Source organism: Vulcanococcus limneticus LL (genome assembly GCF_943369875.1).
Classification (GTDB): domain Bacteria; phylum Cyanobacteriota; class Cyanobacteriia; order PCC-6307; family Cyanobiaceae; genus Vulcanococcus; species Vulcanococcus limneticus_A.
Window position 1 is genome coordinate 289062 of sequence record NZ_CALROT020000002.1, and the last position, 24044, is coordinate 313105.

The window sequence follows — 24044 nt, forward strand, 5'->3', positions numbered from 1 at the left end:
ACCTCGGCAGACAGCGATGTGCCTGGCGGTCCCGGGTGAACTGGTGAGCATCGAGCCCCATCCCGACCCGCTCTGGCGCCAGGGGGAGGTGAGCTTCGCGGGGATCCTGCGCCAGGTGAGCCTGGCCTGCGTGCCCGAGGCCCGGGTGGGCGACCAGTTGCTGGTGCACGCCGGCCTCGCCCTGACCGTGCTCGATGGCGACGACGCCGAGCTGATGCGCCAGGCCGCCGCCCCATTCCCATGACCGCCACCGCCTCCCGCGCCCCGGCCGCGGCCCCCCGAACGGCCCCGGAGCTGGCCAGCCTCGATGCCAACGAGGCCGTGGCCCGGGTGGCCTATCGGCTCAACGAGGTGATGGCGATCTACCCGATCACTCCCGCCTCGCCGATGGGCGAGTGGGCCGATGCCTGGGCCAGCGAGGGCCGCCCCAACCTCTGGGGCACCGTGCCGGCGGTGGTGGAGATGCAGAGCGAGGCCGGCGCCGCCGGGGTGGTCCATGGCGCCCTGCAGGCCGGCGCCCTGACGACGACCTTCACGGCGTCCCAGGGGCTGCTGCTGATGCTGCCCAACCTCTACAAGATCGCCGGCGAACTCACCGCCGCCGTGATCCACGTGGCCGCCCGGGCACTCGCCACCTCGGCCCTCTCGATCTTCGGCGACCACTCCGACGTGATGGCCGCCCGCGGCACCGGCTGCGCCCTGCTCTGTTCGGCCTCCGTGCAGGAGAGCGGCGACTTCGCCGCCATCGCCACCGCCGCCACCCTGGCGGCCCGGGTGCCCTTCCTGCACGTCTTCGACGGCTTTCGCACCTCCCACGAGATCCAGAAGGTGGCGCTGCTCGACGACGCCCTGCTGCACCAGCTGATCCCCGCCGAGCTGATCGCCGCCCACCGGGCCCGGGGCCTCTCCCCCGACCACCCGGTGATCCGCGGCACCAGCCAGAACCCGGACCTCTGCTTCCAGGCCCGCGAGGCCGCTAACCGCTTCCACGACGCCACACCGCAGCTGGTGCAGTCCGCCATGGACCGCTTCGCCGCCCTGACGGGGCGCCGCTACGGGCTGGTGGAGTTCGAGGGTCACCCCGAGGCCGAGCGGGTGGTGGTGCTGATGGGCTCGGGCTGCGAGGCCGCCGCCGAGGCGGTGGCGGCGCTGCAGGAGCAGGGCGAACGGGTGGGGGTGCTGAAGCTGCGCCTCTACCGGCCCTTCCCGGCCGAACAGCTCGTGGCGGCCCTGCCGGCCTGCGTGCGGGCCGTGGCGGTGCTGGATCGCTGCAAGGAGCCCGGCAGCCTCGGCGAACCCCTCTACCTCGACGTGGTGGCGGCCCTGGCCGAACACTGGCCGGCCCGCGCCGGCACCCCCCTGCCCCGGGTGGTGGGCGGCCGCTACGGCCTGGCCTCCAAGGAGTTCACCCCGGCGATGGTGAAGGCCGTGCTCGACAACCTGGGCGCCACCCCGCCGCTCAACCACTTCACGGTGGGCATCACCGACGACGTGACCCACCGCTCCCTGGTTGTCGAGGAGAGCTTCGACACCGAAGCGCCGGAGACGTTCCGCGCCGTGTTCTACGGCCTGGGCTCCGATGGCACCGTGGGGGCCAACAAGAACGCCATCAAGATCATCGGCGAGGGAACGGATCTCTACACCCAGGGCTACTTCGTCTACGACTCGAAGAAGTCGGGGTCGGTCACGGTGTCGCACCTGCGCTTCGGGCCGCAGCCGATCCGCTCCACCTACCTGATCCGCCAGGCCCAGCTGGTGGCGTGTCACCACTGGGATTTCCTGGAGCAGTTCGACCTGCTGGCCGTGGCGGCCCCCGGCGCCACGCTGCTGCTCAACAGCCCCTGGGAGCCCGAGCAGTGCTGGGCCCACATTCCCGGGCGGGTGCAGCGGGGCATCCAGGCCAGGGGGCTGCGGGTGTTTGCGGTGAACGCCTCGGCCATCGCCCAGGCCCACGGCCTGGGCCGCACGATCAACACCGTGATGCAGACGGGCTTCTTCGCCCTGGCCGGCGTGATGCCGATGGCCGACGCCCTGGCGGCGATCGAGGCCGCCATCCGCCACAGCTACGGAAAGAAGGGGGAGGCGGTGGTGGCCAGCAACCTGGCGGCGGTGCAGGCCGCCCTGGGCGGGCTGAAGGAGATCACGCCGCTGCCGACCGCGGCTGAGGTGGCCGGTACTGACGCCCCAGGCGGCGCCACCCCTGCACCCGGAATCACCCCCGAGCCGTTGCCGCTGCCCGCGCACCTGGCGGCGGCGCCCGCCTTCGTGCGCGAGCTGGTGCTGCCCCAGCTGCGCCGCCAGGCCGATACCGTGCCCGTGAGCGCCCTCCCCTGCGACGGCAGCTTCCCCAGCGGCACCGCCCAGTGGGAGAAGCGCAACATCGCCGAGGCGATCCCCGTGTGGGAGCCCGACCTGTGCGTGCAGTGCGGCAAGTGCGTGATGGTGTGTCCCCACGCCGTGATCCGCGCCAAGACGTGCGCCCCCGAGGCCCTGGCGGCGGCGCCGGAGGGCTTCCGCAGCGCCGCCGCCCGCGATGCCCACGGGCAGGGCCAGAGCTTCACGATCCAGGTGGCCGGGGAGGACTGCACCGGCTGCAGCCTCTGCGTGGAGGTCTGTCCGGCGCGGGACCGCAGCGAGCCGCGCCGCAAGGCGATCAACATGGCGCCGCAGCGGCCGCTGCGCCAGCAGAGCCGCAGCCACTGGGACTTCTTCCTGCAGCTGCCCGACCCCGGGCGCACCGCCCTGAACCTGCGCCACATCAACGAGCAGCAGCTGCAGCGGCCCCTGTTCGAGTTCTCCGGCGCCTGCGCCGGCTGCGGCGAGACGCCCTACATCAAGCTCGCCACCCAGCTGTTCGGCGATCGGATGGTGATCGCCAACGCCACGGGCTGCTCCTCGATCTACGGCGGCAACCTGCCCACCACCCCCTACACCACCAATGCGGAGGGCCGTGGCCCGGCCTGGAGCAACTCCCTGTTCGAGGACAACGCCGAATTCGGCCTCGGCTTCCGGGTGGCCTTCAACCAGCGGCAGGCCACCGCCCAACGGCTGCTGCGGGAGCTGAGCGGCACCCTGCCGCCGGCCCTGGCCGAGGCGCTGCTGCAGGCCGATCAGGGCGATGATGCCGGCATCCACGAGCAGCGCCAGCGGGTGGCGGAGCTGGAGCGGCTGCTCGATCAGCTTCTGGCCGGCGGAGGCCCCAGCCCACTCCGGCCCCGCCTGACGGCCCTGCGGGAGCTGGCGGGCGATCTGGTGAAGCGCAGCGTCTGGATCATCGGCGGCGACGGCTGGGCCTACGACATCGGCTTCGGCGGCATCGACCAGGTGCTGGCCAGCGGCGAGGACGTCAACCTGCTGGTGCTCGATACGGAGGTGTACTCCAACACCGGCGGCCAGATGTCAAAGGCGACCCCCAAGGGGGCCGTGGCCAAGTTCGCCAGCGGCGGCAAACAGACTGCCAAGAAGGATCTGGGCCTGATCGCCATGACCTACGGCGACGTCTACGTGGCGAGCGTGGCCATGGGGGCCCGCGATGAGCACACGCTGCGGGTGTTCCTGGAGGCGGAGTCCTTCCCGGGGCCCTCGCTGATCCTGGCCTACTCCCACTGCATCGCCCACGGCATCGCCATGGCCCAGGGCATGGCGCACCAGAAGCAGGCGGTGGACTCGGGCCGCTGGCTGCTCTACCGCCATGACCCGCGCCGCAGGGAGCAGGGCCTGCCGCCCCTCGTGCTGGATTCCCGCGCCCCCCACCTGCCGATGGCGGAGGCGATGGCCGGCGAGAACCGCTTCCGCATGCTGCGCTACAGCCAGCCGGAGCAGGCCCGCCAGCTGGCCCGCGAGGCCCAGGCGGAGGCGCAGCAGCGCTGGGAGCAGTACCAGCGCCTGGCCGGCGGCGGATCCGAGGAGCCGACACCATGAGCCCCCATCCCCTCGCCAGCCGCTGGCTGGGCCTGGAGCTGCGCTCGCCGCTGGTGGTGGGTGCGGCGGCACCCCTGAGCGGCGATCCCGCCCTGCTACCCCAGCTGGAGGAGCAGGGGGCGGCGGCGGTGGTGCTGCACTCGCTGTTCCTCGAACAGATCGAGCGCGACTGGCAGGAATGGCAGCACCACCAGCAGATCGGCAGTGAGAGCTATGCCGAGTCCCTCAGCTACCTGCCCAGCACCGATCCGGTGCACCTGGGCCTTGACGGCTACCTGGCGGTGATCCGCGCCGCCCGCCAGTGCCTGTCGATTCCCGTGATCGCCAGCCTGAATGGGGTGCACCCCGGCCACTGGCGCCAGGCGGCCCTCGCCGTGGCCGAGGCGGGGGCCAGCGCCATCGAGCTCAACCTCTACGCCGTGCCCACGGACGGCTCCCGCAGCGGCAGTGACCTGGAGGCCGAACAGCTGGCGGTGGTGCGGGAGGTGTGCGCCGCGGTGCCGCTGCCCGTGGCGGTGAAGCTGGGCCCCTGGTACACGAGCCTGGCCCACTTCGCCCGCCAGCTGGAGGCCGCCGGCGCGGCGGGCCTGGTGCTGTTCAACCGCTTCTACCAGCCCGACATCGACATCGAGACCCTGGAGACCCGCTCCCACCTGAAGCTCAGCGGCGAGGCCGACCAGCGCCTGCCGCTGCGCTGGATCGGTCTGCTGCACGGCCGTCTGGGGCTGGATCTGGCGGCCAGCGGCGGCCTCAGCACCGCTGCCGATGTGGTGCGGATGCTGATGGTGGGGGCCAGCACCACCCAGCTGGTGGCGGCCCTGCTGCGCCATGGCCCCGGACAGCTGCGGCGGGTCAGCGACGGGCTAACCCAGTGGCTGGAGGAGCATGGCTACGGCTCGCTCGACGAGCTGCGGGGCTGCCTCAGCCAGGCCCGCTGCCCGGATCCCGAGGCCTTCGAGCGGGCCCAGTACATGCGCGCCGTGGGCAGCTACAGCCACCTCACGGATGGCACCCCATGGAGCTGAGCAGGGAACTGGCGGGGGTCCACAGCAGCGGCGACGGGAACGCCAGCACCAACGCCAAAGCAGGCAGCCTGCGCCGGATCCAGGCCCTGCTGGAGGAGCTCCACGCCAGCTGCAGCCGCCCCTGGACCCTGATGGAGGTCTGCGGCGGCCAGACCCACGCGATCCTGCGCCACGGCCTCGACCAACTGCTGCCGCCCCAGCTGAGCCTGATCCACGGGCCCGGCTGTCCGGTCTGCGTCACCGATGCCGAGCGGATCGAGCAGGCCCTGGCCCTGGCGGCCCGGCCGGAGGTGATCCTCTGCTCCTTCGGCGACATGCTGCGGGTGCCGGGCAGCTCCGGCTCGGACCTGCTGGAGCAGCGGGCCCAGGGCGGCGATGTGCGCGTCGTCTACTCCCCCCTCGACGTGCTGGCCATCGCCCGCCGCCACCCGGAGCGGCGGGTGGTGTTCTTCGCGGTGGGGTTCGAGACCACCGCCCCGGCCACGGCCCTGCTGGCCAAGCGGGCCCTGGCCGAGGGGCTGGCCAACCTGGAGCTGCTGGTGGCCCACGTGCGGGTGCCGCCGGTGCTGGAGGTGATGCTGGCCGACCCCGCCTGCCGGGTGCAGGCGATCCTGGCCGCCGGCCATGTCTGCACCGTGATGGGCGACGGGGAGTACGGGGCCATCGCCGCGCGACACCGCCGCCCGATCGTGGTGACGGGCTTCGAGCCCGAGGAGCTGCTGGGCGGGATGCTGGCGGCCGTGCGGCAGCTGGAGCGGGGAGAACACCGGGTGGAGAACGCCTACCGCCAAGCGGCCAGACCCGAGGGCAACGCCGGCGCCCGTGCCCTGCTGCAGCGGGTGTTCCGGCCCGTCGATCGGGAGTGGCGAGGGCTGGGCCTGATCCCTGCCGGCGGCCTGGAGCTGCGGCCGCCCTACGACACCCTGGCCGCCAGGCTGGGGCCATCCGCCCCACGGGTGGCCTCTCCGGCGGCCTGCATCAGCGGCCTGGTGCTGCAGGGCCTGAAGAAGCCCCAGGCCTGCCCCAGCTTCGGCACGGCCTGCACGCCCGAGCACCCCCTCGGGGCGCCGATGGTGTCGGGCGAGGGCGCCTGTGCGGCCTACTACCGCTACCACCGCTGAGCCATGCGCACGCCCCATGGCTCCCCCGGTGAGCCCTGCATCCAGCTGGCCCATGGCGGCGGCGGCAGCCTCAGCCAGCAGCTGATCCGCGAACTGATCGTGCCCGCCTTCGGCCCGGCCAATGGGGTGCTGCACGATGCCGCCCTGCTGCCGGCCCCCGGCGGCCGGCTCGCCTTCACCACCGACTCCTACGTGGTGCGGCCGCTGGTCTTCCCGGGCGGCGACATCGGCCGACTGGCGGTGATCGGCAGCGTCAACGACCTGGCCATGGCCGGCGCCGAGCCCCTGGCCCTGAGCCTGGGGCTGATCCTGGAGGAGGGCCTGCCGATCGCCTGCCTGGAGCGGGTGCTGGCCTCGATCCGCCGCGAAGCCGCCGCCTGCGGCGTGGCCGTGGTCACCGGCGACACCAAGGTGGTGGAGCGGGGCAAGGGCGATGGGATCTTCATCAACACCGCCGCCATCGGCCGGGTGAGCCACGGCCTCACGATCGGTCCGGCGGCGGTGCGGCCCGGCGATGCGGTGCTGGTGAGCGGCGACCTGGGCCGCCACGGCGTGGCGATCCTGGCGGCCCGCGAGGAGCTGGGCTTCCGCACGCCCCTGGAGAGCGATCTGGCACCGCTGCTGGAGCCGGTGCGGGCCCTGCTGGCGGCGGGCCTGGAGCTGCACTGCCTGCGGGACCTGACCCGCGGCGGCCTGGCCAGCGCCCTGCATGAGATCGCCGGCGCCGCAGGGGTGCGGCTGGAGCTGGAGGAGGCCGCCATCCCGATCGCGCCCGCGGTGCAGGCCGCCTGCGACCTGCTGGGGCTCGATCCCCTCAGCATGGCCAACGAGGGGCGCCTGACCCTGCTGCTGCCCCAGGGCCAGGCCGAAGCGGCCCTGGCGGTGCTCCGCCGCTTCGATGCGGCCGCCGCCCAGATCGGCGTCGCCAGGGAGCCGGAGGAGGCCAGCACCGCCGGGCGGACCCCAGGGGCCATGGCGGGCGATGAGCGAAGCCTGATCGGCCTGCCCAGGGCTCCCGTGAGCCTGCGCAATGGCCTGGGGGTGCGCCGGCCGCTGGATCCGGGCCGGGGCGAGCACCTGCCCAGGATCTGCTGAGGGTCAGCGCGGAGGCTCCGGGCGGAGGTCCCAAGCGGACTCTCCCGGCCGCGTCTCAGGTCTCGTTGCCGCCGAACATGTCGTCGTAGCCCTCGTAGGGGTTGAACTCGCTCCAGCCGGGGCTGGCCTCGTCGAACAGGCCGAAGCGGGCCGCCTCGTCGTCCATCAGGGTGTTGCCGGTGGGGCGGGTGTCGCAGGTGAGGCCGCCATCGGCGGTGGGCTGGCAGTTCTCGAAGCGCACGCCCGCCTGCCCCGGTGCCGCCGCCAGCCCAGCCACAGCGGTCGCCAGCGCGAGACGCCGCGGCCACAGCCGTGTCATCGAGAAGATCCTCGCCAAGAAGACCAGCCTCGGCATCGAGAACCGGGATGCACCTTGCGGAATCCTGCAGCCGCGCCCTGGGGCCATGGAGTTGCCTGAGAAGATGGTCAGCGACCGCTGGCCTGATGCATGTATACCGACTGGACCGCCGTTGCGCTGCTGCTGCTGACCGCCGCCCCCCTGGCCGTGGTGGTGGGCACCGCGGCCTTCTTCATCTGGCGCCAGAAGAAAGCCAAGCGCTGAGCTCCACCGGCGTCGGCCGCGGCGCGGAGCGCGGCCGGAACCGCAGGGGCGGCTCATGGGTCCCGGTCAGCTCAAGCCGGGACGACGCCCCCTGACCGACGCAGTCCAGACAGGTGCGGAAGCCGGAGGCGTTGGTCCGCAGCACACCGCTGCCACCACAGCGCCCACAGAGCTCGAAAGCGCCCAGGTCGGTGGAGGCAGAAACCAGCTGCAGGCGGGGCGGGGCCAACGATCCGCCTGGGCGTAGGCCATCGGGGAATCGGGCCATGGGAACTGGATCGGAATGCCGTCACTGTGGCCGGGTTTCGCGGATTTGATCCCGAAGCCTTCCTTAAGCCTGTTGGCTATCCCGCCGGTGCCTGGCCCTGCTCAGCGAGCAGCCGCTCCAGCTCGGCAAGGCCACCCCTCCGCTGCAGCTCCGCCAGCAGCTCGTCGGCGCTGAGCCGTGCACCCGCCGGCACCAGCTCCAGGCTGGCCGCCATCAGGCCGATCACCCCGGGGCCATCCAGGCCGCGCGCCCGCAGACCCTCCAGCCCCTCGGAACCGCTGCGCTTCGCCAGCCGCTGGCCGCCGGCGTCACGCCAGAGCGGCACGTGCCAGTAGTCGGGAGGCGACTGGCCGAGGAGCGCCATCACCGCCACCTGGGCGCCGGTGGAACTCCAGAGGTCCTGGCCGCGCACCACATCGGCGATCCCGAGGGTCAGCTCATCCACCGCCGTGGCCAGGTGGTAGGCGAGGAAACCATCGGAGCGGCGCAGCACCACATCGCCCACCTGGCTCGGGCCATCGAGCTGACCCGGTGCCGCCAGCCGCTCCGGCCAGCCCAGCGGCCCGGGCCCCAGGGCCAGCCGCCAGCTGGGCAGGCGGCCCTGCTGCACGCCCCACTGGGCCGGCCCGGGCTGGGGGGGGCTGGCGCGACAGTGGCCGGGATAGACCGGCGCGGCGCCATGGGGAGCCGACACATCGGCCAGGATGCGCCGGCTGCAGCGACAGGGATAGAGCACACCGCCGCCGCGGAAGCTGGAGAGCACGGTCGCGTAGAGGCCGGTGCGCTCGCTCTGGCGGATCGGCGGCCCATCCCACGCCAGCCCCAGCCAGCGGAGATCGGCAAGGATCGCGGCCTCAGCACCGGGCCGATTGCGCGGGGTGTCCAGGTCGTCGAGGCGCAGGAGCCACTCGCCGCCCTGGAGGCGCGTCACCAGCCAGGAGAGCAGGGCGGTGCGCAGGTTGCCGCGGTGCTGGAGCCCGGTGGGGGAGGGGGCATAGCGCCCCCGTCGACCGCTGCGACGACGTTCAGCCCCGGCCTCCAACTGCTCCCGCAGGGTCCGCGGCAGCAGCAGGGGCAGGGCGCGCCGCAGCTCTGAGCTCCGCAGCTCCTGGCTCAGGGGGTCTGCAGGCAGCGGGTCCGGGCTCAGGCGACGCCCTGCACCTTGTCCTTGAACAGCTTGCCGGCGGTGAAGGCGGGCACGCGCTTGGCGTCGATCTTGATCTTCTCGCCGGTCTTGGGGTTCAGGCCCTGGCGAGCGGAGCGGTCGCGGGGCTCGAAGGAGCCGAAACCGAGGATCGACACCTTCTTGCCGTCGACGACGGAGTCGATGATCGTGTCGATCAGGGCATCGACCACCTGGGCGACGTCGGTCTTGGTCAGCTCGGTGCGGGCGGCAACGAGGTTGACGAGGTCAGCTTTGTTCATCGGAGTGGGGAGGCCTTCTGGGTCAGCGGGAGCCGGGCAGGTCGGAGGGAACGTCGACTGCCACTGGAATTCAGCGCGCCAATCGTATGGGGCACCGGCGAGCCCGGCAACCGAAAAGGTCCGCGGGAGTGTGGATCTGGGGCCATTCGCCTCAGGATTGGGGGCCGGCGGGCGCCGCCGCGGCCGCCAGGGCCTCCAGGTCGAGCCCCTCCAGCACGGCACGGCCGCCCTCGATCAGCTTGCCGCCGCGCAGGGCCCCAAGCCCCGCCCCACTGGCGATCCAGCGGGGGGAGTGGGGCGGCAGACGGCGCCGCAGGGCCTCCAGGCTGCGCAGCCAGCGGCCCCAGTGGAAGCTGCGGGCGCTGCGCAGCGGCGCCGCCAGGCCGGGGCCGGTGGGGCTGAGCAGCCGGCCGCAGAACAGGATGTCGCCCGGCTCGCCAGCCGGCTCGTCATCCGGCTGGGCGGCCCCGGATCCGTCCGCAGCCCCAGAGACACCGCAGCCGCTGGCCAGCAGCACGCAGGACCCGGGCGTGGGCCCCGGGGTCCAGAGCAGCTGCAGCCGCGGCGAGAGCTGCCACTCGGCGGCGAAGGTCTCCAGCCGCTCCACCCCCGGCAGCAGATAGGCCTCCTGCTCCTGCACCAGCACCGGCCAGCCCAGGGCCTGCTGGAAGCGGCGGCAGCGGCCGTGGCCCTCACGGCTGGTGAGCACGATGCGGCCGCCGGCCTGGCGGGCCAGGAACGCCAGGTTGGCCTCGGTCCAGCCGGGGCAGTCGATCAGCAGGCCGCCATCGGGATGCTCCAGCCACCAGGCGCTGCCTCCGTGGCTGTCGCGGCTGGGGGCGAACAGCCACAACCCCGGCAGCACGGGCTGGGGCGGCCGGCCGGCCTCCGTTGGAGGCGACCAGGCCGCGGGGGCCGCCGCCGCCGCGTCGGGAACCGGAACAACGGCCTCGGCGCAGGCGGAGGCGGGGCTGGGGGAGCCTCCGGACGGCGGGCTGCTGGGCTGGAGGGGGCTGGGGGACTGGGACATGGCACCAGCCTGGAGCAGCGACCGCGACCGTCGCAGCGGGCCGCGCCCCCTAGCTTGTGGGGGCCGTCCGCTCGCTCCGGTGACTCCGCTCCGTCCCGGACACCCCTGGCCCCTGGGAGCCACCCCCACGGCGCGGGGCGTCAACTTCTCCGTGGTGGCCCCCCTCGCCACCCGGGTGGAGCTGCTGCTGTTCGCCCACGCCAACGCGCCTGAACCCCAGCAGGTGATCGCCCTCGATCCCCTGCAGAACCGCTCCGGCGACCACTGGCACGGCGAGGTGGAGGGGGTCGGCATCGGCTGCTGCTACGGCTATCGGGTGTTCGGACCGCTGCAGCCCGGCCGCCACGGCTTCAACCCCTCCAAGGTGCTGCTCGACCCCTGCGCCCGGGCCATCGCCGGCTGGGACGTCTACCGCCGCTCCGATGCGGTGGGCGCCATCCCCAACACCGCCAGCTGCCTCAAGGGGGTGGTGACCGAGCGGGAGCGGTTCGACTTCGTGGCGGCGCCACGGCCCCGCCACAGCTGGCAGCGCACGGTGATCTACGAGCTGCACGTGGGCGGCTTCAGCCGCGGCACCGGCTCCCCCGTGGCGCCGGAGCTGCAGGGCACCTACCTGGGCCTGGTGGAGGCGATCCCCTACCTGCAGGAACTGGGGATCACCACGGTGGAGCTGCTGCCGGTGATGGCCTTCGACCCCCAGGACGCCCCGGCCGGGCGCCAGAACTACTGGGGCTACAGCCCGATCAGCTGGATGGCGCCCCACCACGGCTACCAGCACGGCCGCGATCCGCTGCAGATCCGCCAGCAGGTGCGCCAGCTGGTGACCGCCTGCCATCAGGCCGGCATCGAGGTGCTGGTGGATGTGGTCTACAACCACACCAGCGAGGGCAACCAGGCCGGCCCCACCCTCAGCTGGCGGGGCCTCGACGACCGCCTCTACTACCACCAGAACGCCCGCGGCGACTACCTCGACGTGAGCGGCTGCGGCAACAGCGTGGCCGCCAACCGCGCCCTGGTGCGGCGGCTGATCTTGGAGTCGATGCGCTGCTGGGCCCTGGAGCTGGGGGTGGATGGCTTCCGCTTCGACCTGGGCATCGCCCTCAGCCGCGGCGAGGAGCTGGCCCCGCTCGACCTACCGCCCCTGTTCGAGGAGATCGAGGCCGATCCCGAGCTGGCCGACCTCAAGCTGGTGAGCGAGCCCTGGGACTGCGGCGGCCTCTACCGGCTGGCGGACTTCCCGGCCCGGCGCATGGGCGCCTGGAACGGCCGCTTCCGCGACGACCTGCGCCGCTTCTGGAAGGGCGATGAGCGCAGCTGCTGGCCGATGGGGCAGCGGATGGCGGGCAGTCCGGATCTCTACGGCGGCCAGCCGGCCGGGCCGGGCCGCAGCATCACCTTCCTCACCGCCCACGACGGCTTCACCCTGGCGGATCTGGTGAGCTACGACCGCAAGCACAACCTGGCCAACGGCGAACAGGACCGCGACGGCGACAACCACAACAACAGCTGGAACCACGGCCGCGAGGGCCCCTGCAGCGACCCGGCGGTGCAGGCGCTGCGCAACCGCCAGCTGCGCAACCTGCTCAGCGCCCTGCTGCTGGCCCCCGGCACGCCGATGCTGCTGATGGGCGATGAGGTGCGCCGCAGCCAGGGCGGCAACAACAACAGCTGGTGCCAGGACAACCCCCTGGGCTGGATGCACTGGCGCCCCGACGCCGACGACCTGGCCCTGCGCCGCTTCCTGCAGCGCCTGGTGGCCCTGCGCCGGCAGCTGGCCCCCCTGCTCAACCCGGAACACCCCCACGCCGAGGCCCCCAGCACAGGCCTGGCCCCCGGGGAGGCCCCCCAGCGGCGCAGCGACCTGCCCGGTCAGCTGTGGCGCCACTGGCACGGGATCGAGCTGGACAGGCCCGACTGGGCCAGCTGGTCGCACTCCCTGGCCTGGAGCCTGGAGGATCCCCAGGCCGGCCCGCTGCTGTGGTGCGGGATGAACGCCTACCACCAGGCCATGGACTTCGCCGTGCCGCCCTGCCCGAGCGGCTGGCGGCGAGCGATCGCCACCGACCTGGGCGATGGCGAGGATCTGCCCGCCGAGCCGCCCCCCTGGACGGCCGCCACACTCCACCTGGAGGGCCGCAGCCTCGGGCTGCTGGTGGCCAGCCCACTGCTGCAGGGGGTGCGGCTCTGACGAGCCCAGCGCGGCCTCAGCAGGCGGCCGAGCCAGCAACGCTGACCCGCCGATGGAGGCTGAGACAAGAAGCGGGCTGCGGGAATCGAACCCGCATCATCAGCTTGGAAGGCTGAGGTTTTACCACTAAACTAAGCCCGCGATTCAGGCTTATTGAGTACAACTGCGGTCCTGGAGATCAAACGCCAGAACTGCAAGTGCCCCAGCAAGGCCCAACCTGGGGGCCCCTGGCCTGAAACCACGACCAACCCCTGCGGAAGCGGCCGGCTGCAGCATTATGACCTGCGTTCGGGTTGCAGCGTTGGCGACGAGCTCCACCGACCCCAGGTCCGCCACCCCGACAGAGCCCGCGACCGGTCCGGCCTGCCGGACCGTCAGCGACGCCGCTGAACTGCGCGGCAGCGCCCGGCGACGCCTGCTCTGGTCCTACGGCCTCGGGGATGCCGGCACGGGCATGGCGGCCGCCCTGATCGGCTTCTACCTGTTCATCTTCTACACGGCCGCGGCCGGCCTGCCCGCCTGGATGGCGGGCCTGGTGCTGATGGTGGCGCGCCTCTGGGATGCCATCAACGACCCGATCGTCGGCTGGCTGAGCGACAAGACCCAGAGCCGCTCCGGCCCACGCCTGCCCTGGATCCTCTGGAGCGCCGTGCCCCTGGGCATCGCCATGGCCTTCATGTGGTGGCTGCCGCCGGGCGGACCCTGGATGAAGTTCACGGTGTTCGTGCTGATCTCCGTGGTGGCGAACAGCCTTTACACCTGCGTGAACCTGCCCTACGCAGCCCTGGCGGCGGAGCTCACCACCGATGTGTCGCTGCGCACCCGGCTCAACACGGCCCGCTTCACCGGCTCGATCATCGCCAGCCTGGTGGGCACCGTGCTGGGGGGGCTGCTGCTGCGCGACCACCACAACCCCAGCAGCTACTTCCAGGTGGGGATCGCCACCGGGGTGATCATCGCCGCCTCCACCCTGCTCTGCGGCTGGGGCCTGGCCCCGGCTGCCCGCCACTGCCAGCGACCGGTGAGTGAGACGGGCACCACGCGCCGGCTGCTGCGGCGGGTGAGCCGCAACCGCCGCTTCCTCAAGGTGCTGGGGCTCTACCTGCTGCTGTGGTGCGCCCTGCAGATCATGCAGACCGCGGCGCTGATCTACCTGCCGGTGGTGATGCACGTGCCCGAGGGCTGGAGCAACTGGATCCTGCTGCCCTTCATGGTCAGCACCCTGGTGGGGCTCTGGCTGTGGAACGGGGTGGCCCACACCCGCGGCCGGCTCCAGGCCCTGCACACCGGCGGCGGGATCTGGATTGCCGCCTGTCTGCTGGCGATGGTGCTGCCGGCCCTGGATCCCGGCATCCTCCCCACCGGCTCGGCGGCCAACCTGGCCCGGCTGCTGCTGCTGGTGGCCACGATCATCACGGCGGGGGTGGGGGCCTCCACGGCCTACCTGATCCCCTGGGCCCTGCTGCCCGATGCGATCGACGCCGATCCCGAAAAGCCGGCCGGCCAGTACAGCGCCTGGATGGTGCTGAGCCAGAAGATCTGCATCAGCTTCGCCCTGTTCTTCTTCGGCAACCTGATGAGCCTGAGCGGCTACCAGGCCGCCCGCAACGCCATCCAGCCCGACAGCGCCCTGGTGGCGATCCGGCTGTGCATGGGCATCATCCCGGCGGTGCTGGTGGTGCTGGGCCTGCTGGTGGTGCGGCGCTGGCCGCAGCGCAGCCTCGTCTCCTCCGGCCCCGATGGCGGTGAGATCAACCCGGGGGATCCCAGCCGGATCGGAGCGGGGGGATGAGCCGCTCCTTCAGCCTCCCCACGCCCGCCTGGCTGCGGCCCCGCTGGCTGCGCCGCCTCGGCAGCAGCGCCCTGATCGGCGGCCAGGCCGTGGCCGCCATCGCCCGGGGCCGCATCGGCTTCAATGACCTGATCGAGCAGCTGCTCGAGGCCGGCCCGGGCAGCTTCCTGATCGTGCTGATCACGGCCCTGGCTGCCGGCACCGTGTTCAACATCCAGGTGGCGGCCGAGCTCTCCAAGCAGGGCGCGGGCTCCACCGTGGGCGGCATCCTGGCCATCGGCCTGGCCCGGGAGATCGCGCCGATCCTCACAGCCACCCTGATCACCGGCAAGGTGGCCACGGCCTATGCCGCCCAGCTCGGAACCATGAAGGTCACCGAGCAGATCGACGCGATCACGATGCTGCGCACCGACCCGGTGGAGTACCTGGTGGTGCCGCGGCTGCTGGCGATGGTGCTGATGGCGCCGATCCAGTGCCTGCTGTTCTTCTGCGTGGCGGTCTGGTCGGGGCAGGTGAGCAGCACGGCCCTCTACGGGATCCCGCCCTCGGTGTTCTGGAACTCGGTGCGGACCTGGCTCGACCCCTCCGACCTGCCCTCGATGCTGATCAAGGCGGTGGTGTTCGGGCTGCAGATCGCCGTGATCGCCTGCGGTTGGGGCCTCACCACCAAGGGCGGCCCCAAGGAGGTGGGCACCAGCACCACCGGCGCCGTGGTGATGATCCTGGTGACCGTGTCGCTGGTGGATGTGGTGCTGACCCAGCTGCTGTTCGGCGACTGAGCAGGGCCCACGCCCCACGATCCCGTCGCCGCAGGGTCCCGTCCCTGAGAATGCAGCCCGACGCCTGCAGCGCTTCCAGCCGCGGCGACACCACCCTGCGATGCCAACAACCACGCCATGCCAACACCGGATGGGAGCGGCGCTGTGACCGCAGAGGAGATCCGCTTCGATCCGGAGCTGGGCGTCACCCTGGCACCGCGGGTGTGGGTGCCCCTGGGGGTGGTGGCCCTCGGCCTGGCCCTGCTGCCCGTGGCGCCCCGCTGGGGCGGGGTGCCGGCTCTGGCGCTGCTGGTGAGCCTGTTCGGCCTGTTCCTGCTGCTGCAGAGCCAGCTGCTGCGGCTGCAGTTCAGCGAGGAGGCGCTGATGGTGTGGCGCCAGCAGAGCCTGCTGCGCCGCTTCCCCTACGCCGAGTGGCTGGACTGGAAGCTGTTCTGGGGGCCGCTGCCGGTGCTGTTCTATTTCCGTGAACAGCGCAGCATCCACCTGTTGCCCGTGCTGTTTGATGCCACCACCTTGCGCGAGCAGCTCACCCAACGCCTGAGCGCCCTGCCATGAGCGACGACGCGATCGCCACGCCCCCGCCCGCCCCCGACGGCGTGCCGGCCCTGGAGCCCCTCACCGAGCCCACCCCGGAGCGCGCCACGGAGCTGGCTGCGGCTGCGGCACCCCAGCCAGGCGCCGGCGAGCCCCAGGCCGTCGCCACCGCTGCCGGCCCCCAGGAGCCGCTGCTGGAGCTGGCCCTGGCCGAGCTGCAGGGCCGCCGCGTCGCCCTGCTGCAGGAGATCGCCGAGCTGGAGCAGCGCCGCGAGCAGCTGCAGCACGAGCTGGGCAGCAGCTTCGCCGGCCAGTCCGACGCCATCGCCCGCCGGCTCAAGGGCTTCCAGGACTACCTGGTGGGGGCCCTGCAGGATCTGGCCAGCGCGGCCGAACAGATGGAGCTGGTGGTGCAGCCCCTGGTGGTGCAGCCCTCCCCGCTGGACCAGGCCGCCGCCGCCCCCGAGCCAACCCAGGCCGCCCCGGCCGCCGCTGGGCTGTTCAGCCAGGACGAGGCCCTGATCCAGGGCCGCCTGGCCGGCTTCCAGGGCCCGCCCGACTTCTACGCCGATCCCTGGAAGCTGCGCCGCAGCCTGGAGCCCTCGGCCGCGGCCCTGCTGGACGACTGGTTCCTGGCCCAGGGGGGCCGGGGCGCCCAGCCCAGCACCGGCAGCCGCAACCGCAATGCCCTGGTGGCCGCCGCGGCCATCGCCATCCTCGGCGAGCTCTACGGCGAGCGCTTCCAGACCCTGGTGCTGGCGGGCCGGCCCGAGCGGCTGGGGGAATGGCGCCGCGGCCTGCAGGACTGCCTGGGCCTGAGCCGCGAGGACTTCGGCCCCAACAGCGGCATCGTCCTGTTCGAGCGGGCCGATGCCCTGATCGAGCGGGCCGACCGCCTGGAGGAGCGGGGCGAGCTGCCCTTCATCGTGGTGGACGCGGCCGAACAGGTGGTGGACGTGGCGGTGCTTCAGTTCCCCGTCTGGCTCGCGTTCGCCCCCGGCCCCGACGACTTCGCCCTGGAGGACGACCTGCTGTGACCCTGACCCTGCTCGCCCTGGCCCTGGGCTACCTGCTCGGATCGATCCCCAGCGGCTATCTGGCCGGCCGCTGGCTGCGCGGCGTGGACATCCGCACGCTGGGCTCCGGCTCCACCGGCGCCACCAACGTGCTGCGCCAGTTCGGCAAGGGCCCGGCCCTGGTGGTGTTCCTGGTGGACGTGCTCAAGGGCACGGCGGCGGTGCGGCTGGCCATGCTGCTCCTGGAGCCCCTCGGGACCCCCCTCGGCGCGGGCAGCTGGGCCCTGGATGCGGGTGTGGTGGCGGCGGGGCTGGCGGCCCTGGCCGGCCACAGCTGGCCCCTGTGGCTGGGCGGCAAGGGCGGCAAGGCCGTGGCCACGGGCCTGGGCATGCTGCTGGGCCTGGTGCCGGCCGTGGGCCTGGCCTGCTTCGGCATCTTCCTCACGACCCTGAGCCTCAGCCGGATCGTGTCGCTCTCGAGCGTGGTGGCGGCCCTGAGCCTGCCGCTGCTGATGCTCGGCTCCTTCGCCAGCGCCGGCACGGGCCTGCGCCCCGCCTACCTGGCCCTGGCCCTGCTCACCACCGTGCTGGTGGTGTGGCGCCACCGCAGCAACATCGAGCGGCTGCTGGCCGGCACCGAGCCCAGGCTGGGCCAGAAGAAGGCTGAAGCCGATGCCCAGGCCGAGCCCGGCTGAGGGCCTGGCTCAGGCCAGCTCCCGGCTGCGCTCCGCCGCCGCCAGCACCGCCTCGAGCAGGGCGGAGCGCAGGCCGCGGCTCTCCAGCTGGCGGATCCCGGCGATGGTGGTGCCGGCGGGGCTGGTCACCATGTCCTTGAGCTGGCCGGGGTGCAGCTCCTGCTCGTACAGCAGCGCCGCCGTGCCCGCCAGGGTGCGATGGGCCAGGTGATGGGCCAGGGCCCGCGGCAGGCCGGCCGCCACGGCGCCATCGGCCATGGCTTCGGCCACCAGGGCCACAAAGGCCGGCCCTGAGGAGGTGAGGGCCAGGAAGGCGTCGAGCTGGGGCTCGGGCAGCTCCAGCACCTCCCCCACCTGGGCGAACAGCTGGCGCACCCAGGCGCGGGTGTCGGGCCCGATCCCCTCGCCCCAGGCCAGGGCGGTGAGGCCGGCCCGCACCAGGCAGGGGGTGTTGGGCACGGCCCGCACCACCCGATGGCCGGGGAACAGGCGCTGCAGCCGCGCCAGGGTCACCCCCGCCAGCACGGAGATCAGCAGGGGGGACTGAGCCTGGGTGAAGCCCGCAGCGGACCCGGCAGCGGCCCCGCCCGCCCCGTCCCGGGGCGCCGTGGCCGCCACGGCATCGAGCAGCTGGGGCTTCACGGCCAGCAGCAGCACCGGCGCCCGCCAGGCCTCGCTGGCATCGGCGGACACCACCAGGCCGGGATGCCCCGCCGCCAGCCGCTCCGCCGAGGCCGCCGTGCCCACGGCCGCCCGCACCGAAGCCAGCGGCACCAGGCCCGCGTCGACCAGCGGCCAGAGCAAAGCCTGGGCCATACGGCCCAGGCCAATCACCCCAAAGAGCTCGGGGCTGCCGACAGGGGAGTCAGACGACGGGATGGCAGACGGGGAGGCGGCGCTCAAGGCAGACACCCCATCGGGGGCGGGGCTGAGGTCAGCCGACGCTAGCCCCGAAGTCCTGACGGCCCCAGGCGGGGCTGGGGGCCGCGTCCTGCTCCTGGGCGGCCTCGCGGGCCACGATCGTGGGGGAGGAGGCCTCGTCGCTGGCGGCCGTGGTCACGGTCACGCAGCTGGGGGCGAACAGGAAGATGCTCTCGCCCACCCGCTCCTGGTGGCCGTCGATGGCGAAGGTGCCGCCCGCCACGAAGTCCACGGCGCGCTGGGCCTGGTCGGGCTCCATCATCGTGAGGTTGAGGATCACGGTCTTGCGCTCGCGCAGGGCCTGGATCGCCCGGGGCATCTCATCGAAGCTGCGGGGCTCCATGAGGGTCACCTCGGCGGCGGCGGCGGCGATGCCGGGCATGCCGATCACGTTGGTGCCGGCGAAGGGGTCATCGCCCACGCTGAAGTCGCTGGTCAGGGCCAGGGCGTTGCTGCGGCTCGTGGCGGCCGGGGCGGTGCTGTCGGGCAGCTCGTCGTGGCCGTAGTCCAGCTCGTCGTCGTAGTCACCATCCAGGTAGTCGTCTCCAGAAACGACGGCTCGCAGGCGGGAGAACAACGACACCTTGATTTCCTCTGTGGCTCTCAACCTGAATAGCGTCCCACGTCAGCCCTGGCAAGCTTTCGGCCCGAACAGGCCCGAGCCGATCCGCACCCAGGTGCTGCCGGCCGCCACCGCCTCGGGCCAGTCACCGCTCATGCCCATCGAGAGCTCCCCCAGCCCCAGCTCCGCCGCCAGGGCCGCACACTCCGCAAACAGGCCGTGGCGCTCCTCCAGCGGCAGGTCCAGGGGGGCGATCGTCATCAGGCCCACGGGCCGCAGCGCCGGCAGGGCCTGGATCCGGGGCCAGATCGCCCGCAGCTCGTCGGCCGAGAGGCCGGTCTTGCCCGGATCGGGGCGCAGCTTCACCTGCAGGTAGATGGCGGGCTGGAGCCCCTCCTCGGCGGCGATGCGGGCCAGGCGCTCCGCCAGCTCCAGGCTGTCCACCGAGTGGATCGTGCCGAAGTGGCGCAGCACCCCCCGGGCCTTGTTGGCCTGGAGGCGGCCGATGAAGTGCCAGTCGAGGCCGGGCAGATCGGCCAGGGCCGCCTGCTTGGGGATCGCCTCCTGCAACCGGCTCTCCCCGAAGCTGCACTGGCCCAGGGCCGCCGCGGCCCGCAGCCGCTCGGCGGGATGGCCCTTGCTCACCGCCAGGAGCCGGGCCTGGGGGGGAAGCCGGTGGCGCAGCTCCGCCAGACGCTCGGCCAGCCCCGGCACCGCCCCAGCGGGGTGCAGGGGCGCCGCGTCGCCCCCAGCGGCGGCAACGGCGCTGCCATCGGGCCGGGGGTCGGGCGTGGCGTCGGACACGGCCCCGGGGCTCAGATGAAGGTCTGGTCGAACAGCTGGCGCCAGCGGGCATGGGCCTCGGGGCCCTCGCGCCGGGCCCGGGCCAGGTTCTGCTCGGCCAGGTGGCGGGCATCCATCAGCGGAATCACCTCGAACTGGGCGCCGCGCTCCTGGATGGTCACCAGGAAGAAGATGCGCTGGGCATAGAGGGTGGCGAACAGGTCGCGGCCGGCGCCGGCCTCGGCCACCCGGTACAGCAGCCCGAAGGTGGGGTGGTTGAGGTAGCGCTCCGTGCTCACGATGTCTGTCGGGATACCCACCAAGTCAGAGGGCACCGTACCTCCAGCGCAGTCCCACCAGCAGCAGCAGCCCCAGGCCGCCGGCCAACTGCAACGGGCGGCCGGGCGGCCCCGGCCGGCGCAGCTGGGCCGGCGGAATCCACTGGCCGCCGCGGGCCAGCAGCGATTCGGCCCCCTGCTCGGCCCGCAGCAGCACGTTGGCCAGCAGCCGCTCCCCGAGGGCCAGCACCAGGGCCAGGGAGGGCTTCCAGCCCAGGCGCCGCAGGTTCACCGCCCGGGTGGCCAGCGACCGCAACAGGTTCTGGAACTCCTCCTGCACGAGAGGCAGGAACCGCAGCGCCAGCAGCAGGGTGAAGCCGAGCCGCTCCACCGGCGCCCCCAGCCGGCCCAGGGGCGCGATCACCCAGGCCAGCGCCCAGACCAGCTCCTCCGGCGGCGTGCTGAGCAGCAGCAGGTTGGCGCTGTGGATCACCGTGATCAGCAGGGTGGCGCCATTGAGGCCGAGCTCGGCCGAGCGGCGCGTGATCAGCAGGGGGCCCAGGGGGACCGGCCCCAGCGGCAGGGGCCCCCAGCGCACCAGCTCCCAGGGGGTGCCGCTGCGCTGGGCCGGCGGCTCCGCGGGATCCCCGGGCACCAGCCGCAGTTCCGTGGGCGGCCGGCTCAGGCTGGCGGCGGCCACCTCGCCAGCGGGCAGCAGGGCCGCCAGGCCGCCCACCAGCAGCGCCAGGGCCAGCAGCAGCGGCAGGCTGCGGCGCCATAGGCGCCAGGGCAGGCCGCTGAGGGCCGTCACCAGCAGCAGCAGGCCCACCAGGGCGAGGCGCCAGGCGGGGCCGGCCAGGATCGGCGTGAGCAGGAAGGCCAGGGTCCAGAGCAGCTTCAGGCGCGGGTCGAGGCGCCGCAGCCAGCTGCCGCCACCGCCATCGCCGCCATCGACGTACTGGCCGATGGGTAGTTGCCGCAGCCAGTCCATCCGAACGATCCCTCCGTGAACGCGCTGCCGCTCAGCGCCCCTTGGCCTGCTGCCGGGCCAGATCCTTCTCGGCGTCGCGCTCCTGCTTCCCGCGCCAGAAGAGCTTGAGGGGCGAGCCCTCGAAGCCGAGGCCCTCGCGGATCTGGCGCTCCACGTAGCGGCGGTAGGTGTCGCCGAACAGCTTGGGATCGTTCACGAACAGGGTGAAGCTGGGGGGCCGGGTGGCCACCTGGGTGCCGTAGTAGATGCGGCCCTGGCGGCCGCCGCGGCTGGTGGGCGGCGAGCGCCAGCTCACGGCCTCCCGCAGCACCTCATTCACCACCGAGGTGCTCACCCGGCGGCGGTGCTGCTCCACGGCCACGGCGGCGATGGCAAAGATGCTGTCCACCCGCTGGCCGGTGAGGGCGGAGGTGAACAGCATCGGCGCCCAGTCGAGGAAATAGAGCATGGAGCGCAGCTCCTTCTCCATCGCCGGCATGGTGTGGCTGTCCTTCTCGATGGCGTCCCACTTGTTGACCACGATCACGCAGGCACGGCCGTCCTCCTCGATGCGGCCCGCCAGGCGCTGATCCTGCTCCGTCACGCCATCGAGGGCGTCGATCACCAGAATGCACACATCGGAGCGCTCGATCGCCTTGAAGCTGCGGTTGATGCCGAAGTATTCGGGGCCGTAGCTGACGCTGCGGCGGCGGCGGATGCCGGCGGTGTCGATCAGCTTCCAGGTCTTGCCCTCCCGCTCGATCGTGGTGTCGATCGTGTCGCGGGTGGTGCCGCGGATCGGGCTCACGATCGCCCGCTTCTCCCCGCACACGGCGTTGAGCAGGCTGGATTTGCCCACGTTGGGGCGGCCGATGATCGCCAGCTGGATCGGCTCCTCCCCCTCCAGCTCCTCGGTGGGCGGCAGGAAGTCGATCAGCTTGTCGAGCAGATCGCCGGTGCCGGCGCCGTGAATCGCCGACACGGGGTAGGGCTCACCGAGCCCCAGGCCCCAGAACTCGGCGGCCATGGCCAGGCCCGCCTCGGGCGACTCGCACTTGTTCACCGCCAGCAGCACCGGCACCTTCTGGCCGCGCAGCCACTCGGCGATGGCCTCATCGGCGGCGGTGACGCCCTGCTGGCCGTCGGCGATCACCACCGCCACGGCGGCCTCCGCCAGGGCCAGGTTGGCCTGCTCGCGGATCTCCGGCAGGAATTCGCTGTCGTCATCGAACACCAGGCCGCCGGTGTCGACGACGCGGAAGGTCCGATCGCGCCAGTAGCCCTGCTGGTAGGTGCGATCGCGGGTCACCCCCGGCTCGTCGTGGACGATGGCCTCGCGACTGCGGCAGAGCCGGTTCACGAGGGTGGATTTGCCCACATTGGGTCGCCCGATGATGGCGACGACAGGAAGCGCCAAAGCCGCTTATCTCCTTATTTCAACAACGGTTGCCTGTCTTGACCCTACAGAGCGGTGCCGCGGGCCTCAGGAGATCGGCAGATCGCCGGGGTGGCCGCCCACCGGATCCGCCGGGGCCTCCAGCAGCGGCGGCAGCGGGCCCGACTCCGGCAGGGGCTCGCCGCGCTCGGCCAGATGGGCCAGCAGCCAGTTCACGGCGGTGGCGCGGCGGGTGCGGCGCGGGTAGAGCTCGCCGATCCGATACCCCGCAAAGCCCAGTTGCTCTTTGAGCAGCTGCTTGTGCTCCTTGGCGATCGAGCGGGTGAGGGCCACGCTGGCGGGTCGCTCGGCGATCACCTGGGGGGCGAGGGGGAAGGACTCCCGCCAGGCGTCGCCCGTCGCCGGGCCCGCGCTCCAGGTGCCGGAGCCATCGGGCGCGTAGCCCAGGCGCGGCCAAATCAGCTCAGCCACGAAGCGGTCGCTGACGCGATCGGCCAGCACCACCTCCAGCAGCGCACGGCTCAGGGGGTAGGCGACGGGCGTGGCGGCGGCGGTCACGGGGGCGGGCGGCCTGGAGTAAACCAGAATGGCGCCACGATGCCCCTGATCTCCACCCCCGAGGCGCTCTCGGCCACGGCCCCGGACCCCACCCCGGCCAGCCTCTCTGACCCGCTGCTGCTGCCCGGCCGGGGCACACCGCGCCAGCTGCGCTGCCGGGTGCTGCAATCGCCGCTGGCGGGGGTGAGCGATCGGATCTTCCGAGGGCTGGTGCGGCGCTGGGCCCCCGATGCGCTGCTGTTCACCGAGATGGTGAACGCCACCAGCCTGGAGCTGGGCTTCGGCACCCAGAAGGTGGAGGAGCTGGCCAGCGAAAGCGGGCCGATCGGGGTGCAGCTGTTCGATCACCGCCCCGCCGCCATGGCGGACGCGGCCCGGCGGGCCGAGGCGGCCGGCGCCTTCCTGATCGACATCAACATGGGCTGCCCGGTGCGCAAGATCGCCAGGAAGGGCGGCGGCAGCGGCCTGATCCGCGAGCCCGAGCTGGCGGCCCGGATCGTGGCGGCGGTGGCGGAGGCCGTGGCGATTCCGGTCACGGTGAAGACGCGGCTGGGCTGGTGCGGCGCCGCCGGCGACCCCTCGCTGCCCGAGGTGGCCGTGGCCTTTGCCACCAGCCTGCAGAACGCCGGCGCCCAGGCCCTCACCCTGCACGGCCGCACCCGCGAGCAGGGCTTCAAGGGCCAGGCCGACTGGGAGGCCATCGCCGCGGTGAAGCGGCAGCTGCGCATCCCCGTGATCGCCAACGGCGATGTGACCAGCCCCGAGCAGGCTCGCCGCTGCCTGGAGCGCACCGGCGCCGACGGGGTGATGGTGGGCCGGGGCAGCATGGGCGCCCCCTGGCTGGTGGGTCAGATCGATGCGGCCCTCAGCGGCCGGCCCGTGCCCCCCACCCCCGGGGCCCGGGAGCGGGTGCAGCTGGCGGCCGAGCAGCTGCAGGCGCTGGTGGCCGCCAAGGGCGACCACGGCCTGCTGATCGCCCGCAAGCACATGGGCTGGACCTGCCAGGGCTTCCCCGGCGCCCCCCAGCTGCGCCATGCCCTGATGCGGGCCCCCACCCCGGCCGAGGCCCTGGCGCTGCTGCAGCGGACCGAGGCGGAGCTCACGGCCGCAGGCTGACTGGCCCCA

Annotated in this window: 23 protein-coding genes and 1 tRNA gene; 12 read left to right on the forward strand and 12 right to left on the reverse strand. The window is 72.9% G+C overall.

The genetic code is table 11. The features are described from left to right. The first annotated feature begins 16 nt into the window (after positions 1–16). From ACLV7J_RS04155 to hypE, 5 genes are read left to right on the forward strand one after another with little or no spacing between them, the layout of a single operon-like run. A complete protein-coding gene (locus tag ACLV7J_RS04155; protein ID WP_411867849.1) occupies positions 17–244 on the forward strand; it encodes a HypC/HybG/HupF family hydrogenase formation chaperone in 228 nt (75 codons plus the stop codon). Continuing rightward, positions 241–3921 carry a pyruvate:ferredoxin (flavodoxin) oxidoreductase gene (nifJ, locus tag ACLV7J_RS04160; protein ID WP_411867850.1) on the forward strand — a complete coding sequence of 1227 codons (3681 nt, stop codon included), beginning with the start codon at positions 241–243 and terminating at the stop codon, positions 3919–3921. The genes ACLV7J_RS04155 and nifJ overlap by 4 nt, the downstream gene beginning before the upstream one ends. After that, positions 3918–4946, forward strand: coding sequence for a dihydroorotate dehydrogenase-like protein (locus tag ACLV7J_RS04165; RefSeq protein ID WP_411867851.1), 1029 nt, complete (start codon positions 3918–3920; stop codon positions 4944–4946). The genes nifJ and ACLV7J_RS04165 overlap by 4 nt, the downstream gene beginning before the upstream one ends. Then, the gene (hypD, locus tag ACLV7J_RS04170; RefSeq protein ID WP_411867852.1) at positions 4937–6067 is read left to right on the forward strand and encodes a hydrogenase formation protein HypD; all 1131 of its coding nucleotides are present in this window, start codon (positions 4937–4939) and stop codon (positions 6065–6067) included. Before ACLV7J_RS04165 ends, hypD begins: the two co-directional genes overlap by 10 nt. Positions 6068–6070: 3 nt before the next feature. Continuing rightward, the gene (gene hypE / locus ACLV7J_RS04175) at positions 6071–7162 is read left to right on the forward strand and encodes a hydrogenase expression/formation protein HypE (RefSeq protein WP_411867853.1); all 1092 of its coding nucleotides are present in this window, start codon (positions 6071–6073) and stop codon (positions 7160–7162) included. A gap of 55 nt (positions 7163–7217) precedes the next feature. Here the strand turns inward: hypE and ACLV7J_RS04180 are convergent, their stop codons facing one another. The 4 genes from ACLV7J_RS04180 to ACLV7J_RS04195 form a co-directional block, all read right to left on the reverse strand. Then, positions 7218–7481, reverse strand: coding sequence for a hypothetical protein (locus ACLV7J_RS04180; protein WP_411867854.1), 264 nt, complete (start codon positions 7479–7481; stop codon positions 7218–7220). A gap of 587 nt (positions 7482–8068) precedes the next feature. Beyond that, positions 8069–9064: a tRNA glutamyl-Q(34) synthetase GluQRS gene (gene gluQRS / locus ACLV7J_RS04185; RefSeq protein WP_411867906.1), complete on the reverse strand. Its 996-nt coding sequence runs from the start codon at positions 9062–9064 to the stop codon at positions 8069–8071. Positions 9065–9135: 71 nt separating this feature from the next. Continuing rightward, positions 9136–9417 (reverse strand): HU family DNA-binding protein, encoded by a 282-nt coding sequence (locus ACLV7J_RS04190; RefSeq protein WP_094590587.1) that lies wholly within the window; start codon positions 9415–9417, stop codon positions 9136–9138. A gap of 151 nt (positions 9418–9568) precedes the next feature. Continuing rightward, positions 9569–10447, reverse strand: a complete 879-nt coding sequence (locus tag ACLV7J_RS04195) for an MBL fold metallo-hydrolase (RefSeq protein WP_411867855.1) — start codon at positions 10445–10447, stop codon at positions 9569–9571. Positions 10448–10526: 79 nt separating this feature from the next. On the opposite strand from ACLV7J_RS04195, the gene ACLV7J_RS04200 reads away from it, so the two are divergent. Then, positions 10527–12635, forward strand: a complete 2109-nt coding sequence (locus ACLV7J_RS04200) for a glycogen debranching protein (protein WP_411867856.1) — start codon at positions 10527–10529, stop codon at positions 12633–12635. Positions 12636–12705: 70 nt separating this feature from the next. Here ACLV7J_RS04200 and ACLV7J_RS04205 read toward each other — a convergent pair. Next, positions 12706–12776: transfer RNA gene (locus ACLV7J_RS04205), tRNA-Gly, on the reverse strand. Between the two features lie 160 nt (positions 12777–12936). Between ACLV7J_RS04205 and ACLV7J_RS04210 the strand changes: the two genes are divergently transcribed. The 5 genes from ACLV7J_RS04210 to plsY all read left to right on the forward strand — a co-directional run bounded on the left by ACLV7J_RS04210 (position 12937) and on the right by plsY (position 17451). Continuing rightward, the gene (locus ACLV7J_RS04210; RefSeq protein WP_411867857.1) at positions 12937–14427 is read left to right on the forward strand and encodes an MFS transporter; all 1491 of its coding nucleotides are present in this window, start codon (positions 12937–12939) and stop codon (positions 14425–14427) included. Then, a complete protein-coding gene (locus ACLV7J_RS04215) occupies positions 14424–15206 on the forward strand; it encodes an MlaE family ABC transporter permease (protein ID WP_411867858.1) in 783 nt (260 codons plus the stop codon). The genes ACLV7J_RS04210 and ACLV7J_RS04215 overlap by 4 nt, the downstream gene beginning before the upstream one ends. Positions 15207–15323: 117 nt before the next feature. Beyond that, the gene (locus ACLV7J_RS04220; RefSeq protein WP_411867859.1) at positions 15324–15761 is read left to right on the forward strand and encodes a DUF3119 family protein; all 438 of its coding nucleotides are present in this window, start codon (positions 15324–15326) and stop codon (positions 15759–15761) included. Beyond that, positions 15758–16777, forward strand: a complete 1020-nt coding sequence (locus ACLV7J_RS04225; RefSeq protein WP_411867860.1) for a DUF3086 domain-containing protein — start codon at positions 15758–15760, stop codon at positions 16775–16777. Before ACLV7J_RS04220 ends, ACLV7J_RS04225 begins: the two co-directional genes overlap by 4 nt. Next, positions 16774–17451, forward strand: coding sequence for a glycerol-3-phosphate 1-O-acyltransferase PlsY (plsY, locus tag ACLV7J_RS04230; RefSeq protein WP_411867861.1), 678 nt, complete (start codon positions 16774–16776; stop codon positions 17449–17451). The genes ACLV7J_RS04225 and plsY overlap by 4 nt, the downstream gene beginning before the upstream one ends. 9 nt (positions 17452–17460) lie before the next feature. On the opposite strand, the gene proC is transcribed toward plsY, so the two are convergent. From proC to ACLV7J_RS04265, 7 genes are all read right to left on the reverse strand, one after another. Then, positions 17461–18330 carry a pyrroline-5-carboxylate reductase gene (gene proC, locus ACLV7J_RS04235; RefSeq protein WP_411867907.1) on the reverse strand — a complete coding sequence of 290 codons (870 nt, stop codon included), beginning with the start codon at positions 18328–18330 and terminating at the stop codon, positions 17461–17463. 55 nt (positions 18331–18385) lie between these two features. Further along, positions 18386–18955 (reverse strand): cell division protein SepF, encoded by a 570-nt coding sequence (locus tag ACLV7J_RS04240; RefSeq protein ID WP_411867862.1) that lies wholly within the window; start codon positions 18953–18955, stop codon positions 18386–18388. A 42-nt stretch (positions 18956–18997) separates the two neighbouring features. Then, positions 18998–19738, reverse strand: a complete 741-nt coding sequence (locus ACLV7J_RS04245; protein ID WP_411867863.1) for a YggS family pyridoxal phosphate-dependent enzyme — start codon at positions 19736–19738, stop codon at positions 18998–19000. A gap of 11 nt (positions 19739–19749) precedes the next feature. After that, on the reverse strand, positions 19750–20016 hold the full coding sequence (locus ACLV7J_RS04250; protein WP_411867908.1) for a PipX family protein: 267 nt from the start codon (positions 20014–20016) through the stop codon (positions 19750–19752). Positions 20017–20041: 25 nt separating this feature from the next. Continuing rightward, entirely contained in the window at positions 20042–20986 is a 945-nt protein-coding gene (locus ACLV7J_RS04255; protein WP_411867864.1) for a CbiQ family ECF transporter T component, read from the reverse strand. 31 nt (positions 20987–21017) lie between these two features. After that, positions 21018–22382 carry a ribosome biogenesis GTPase Der gene (der, locus tag ACLV7J_RS04260; RefSeq protein ID WP_411867865.1) on the reverse strand — a complete coding sequence of 455 codons (1365 nt, stop codon included), beginning with the start codon at positions 22380–22382 and terminating at the stop codon, positions 21018–21020. 66 nt (positions 22383–22448) lie between these two features. Further along, on the reverse strand, positions 22449–22919 hold the full coding sequence (locus ACLV7J_RS04265; protein ID WP_411867866.1) for a DUF1823 family protein: 471 nt from the start codon (positions 22917–22919) through the stop codon (positions 22449–22451). A gap of 39 nt (positions 22920–22958) precedes the next feature. On the opposite strand from ACLV7J_RS04265, the gene dusB reads away from it, so the two are divergent. After that, positions 22959–24035 (forward strand): tRNA dihydrouridine synthase DusB, encoded by a 1077-nt coding sequence (dusB, locus tag ACLV7J_RS04270; protein ID WP_411867867.1) that lies wholly within the window; start codon positions 22959–22961, stop codon positions 24033–24035. Positions 24036–24044 lie beyond the last annotated feature (9 nt).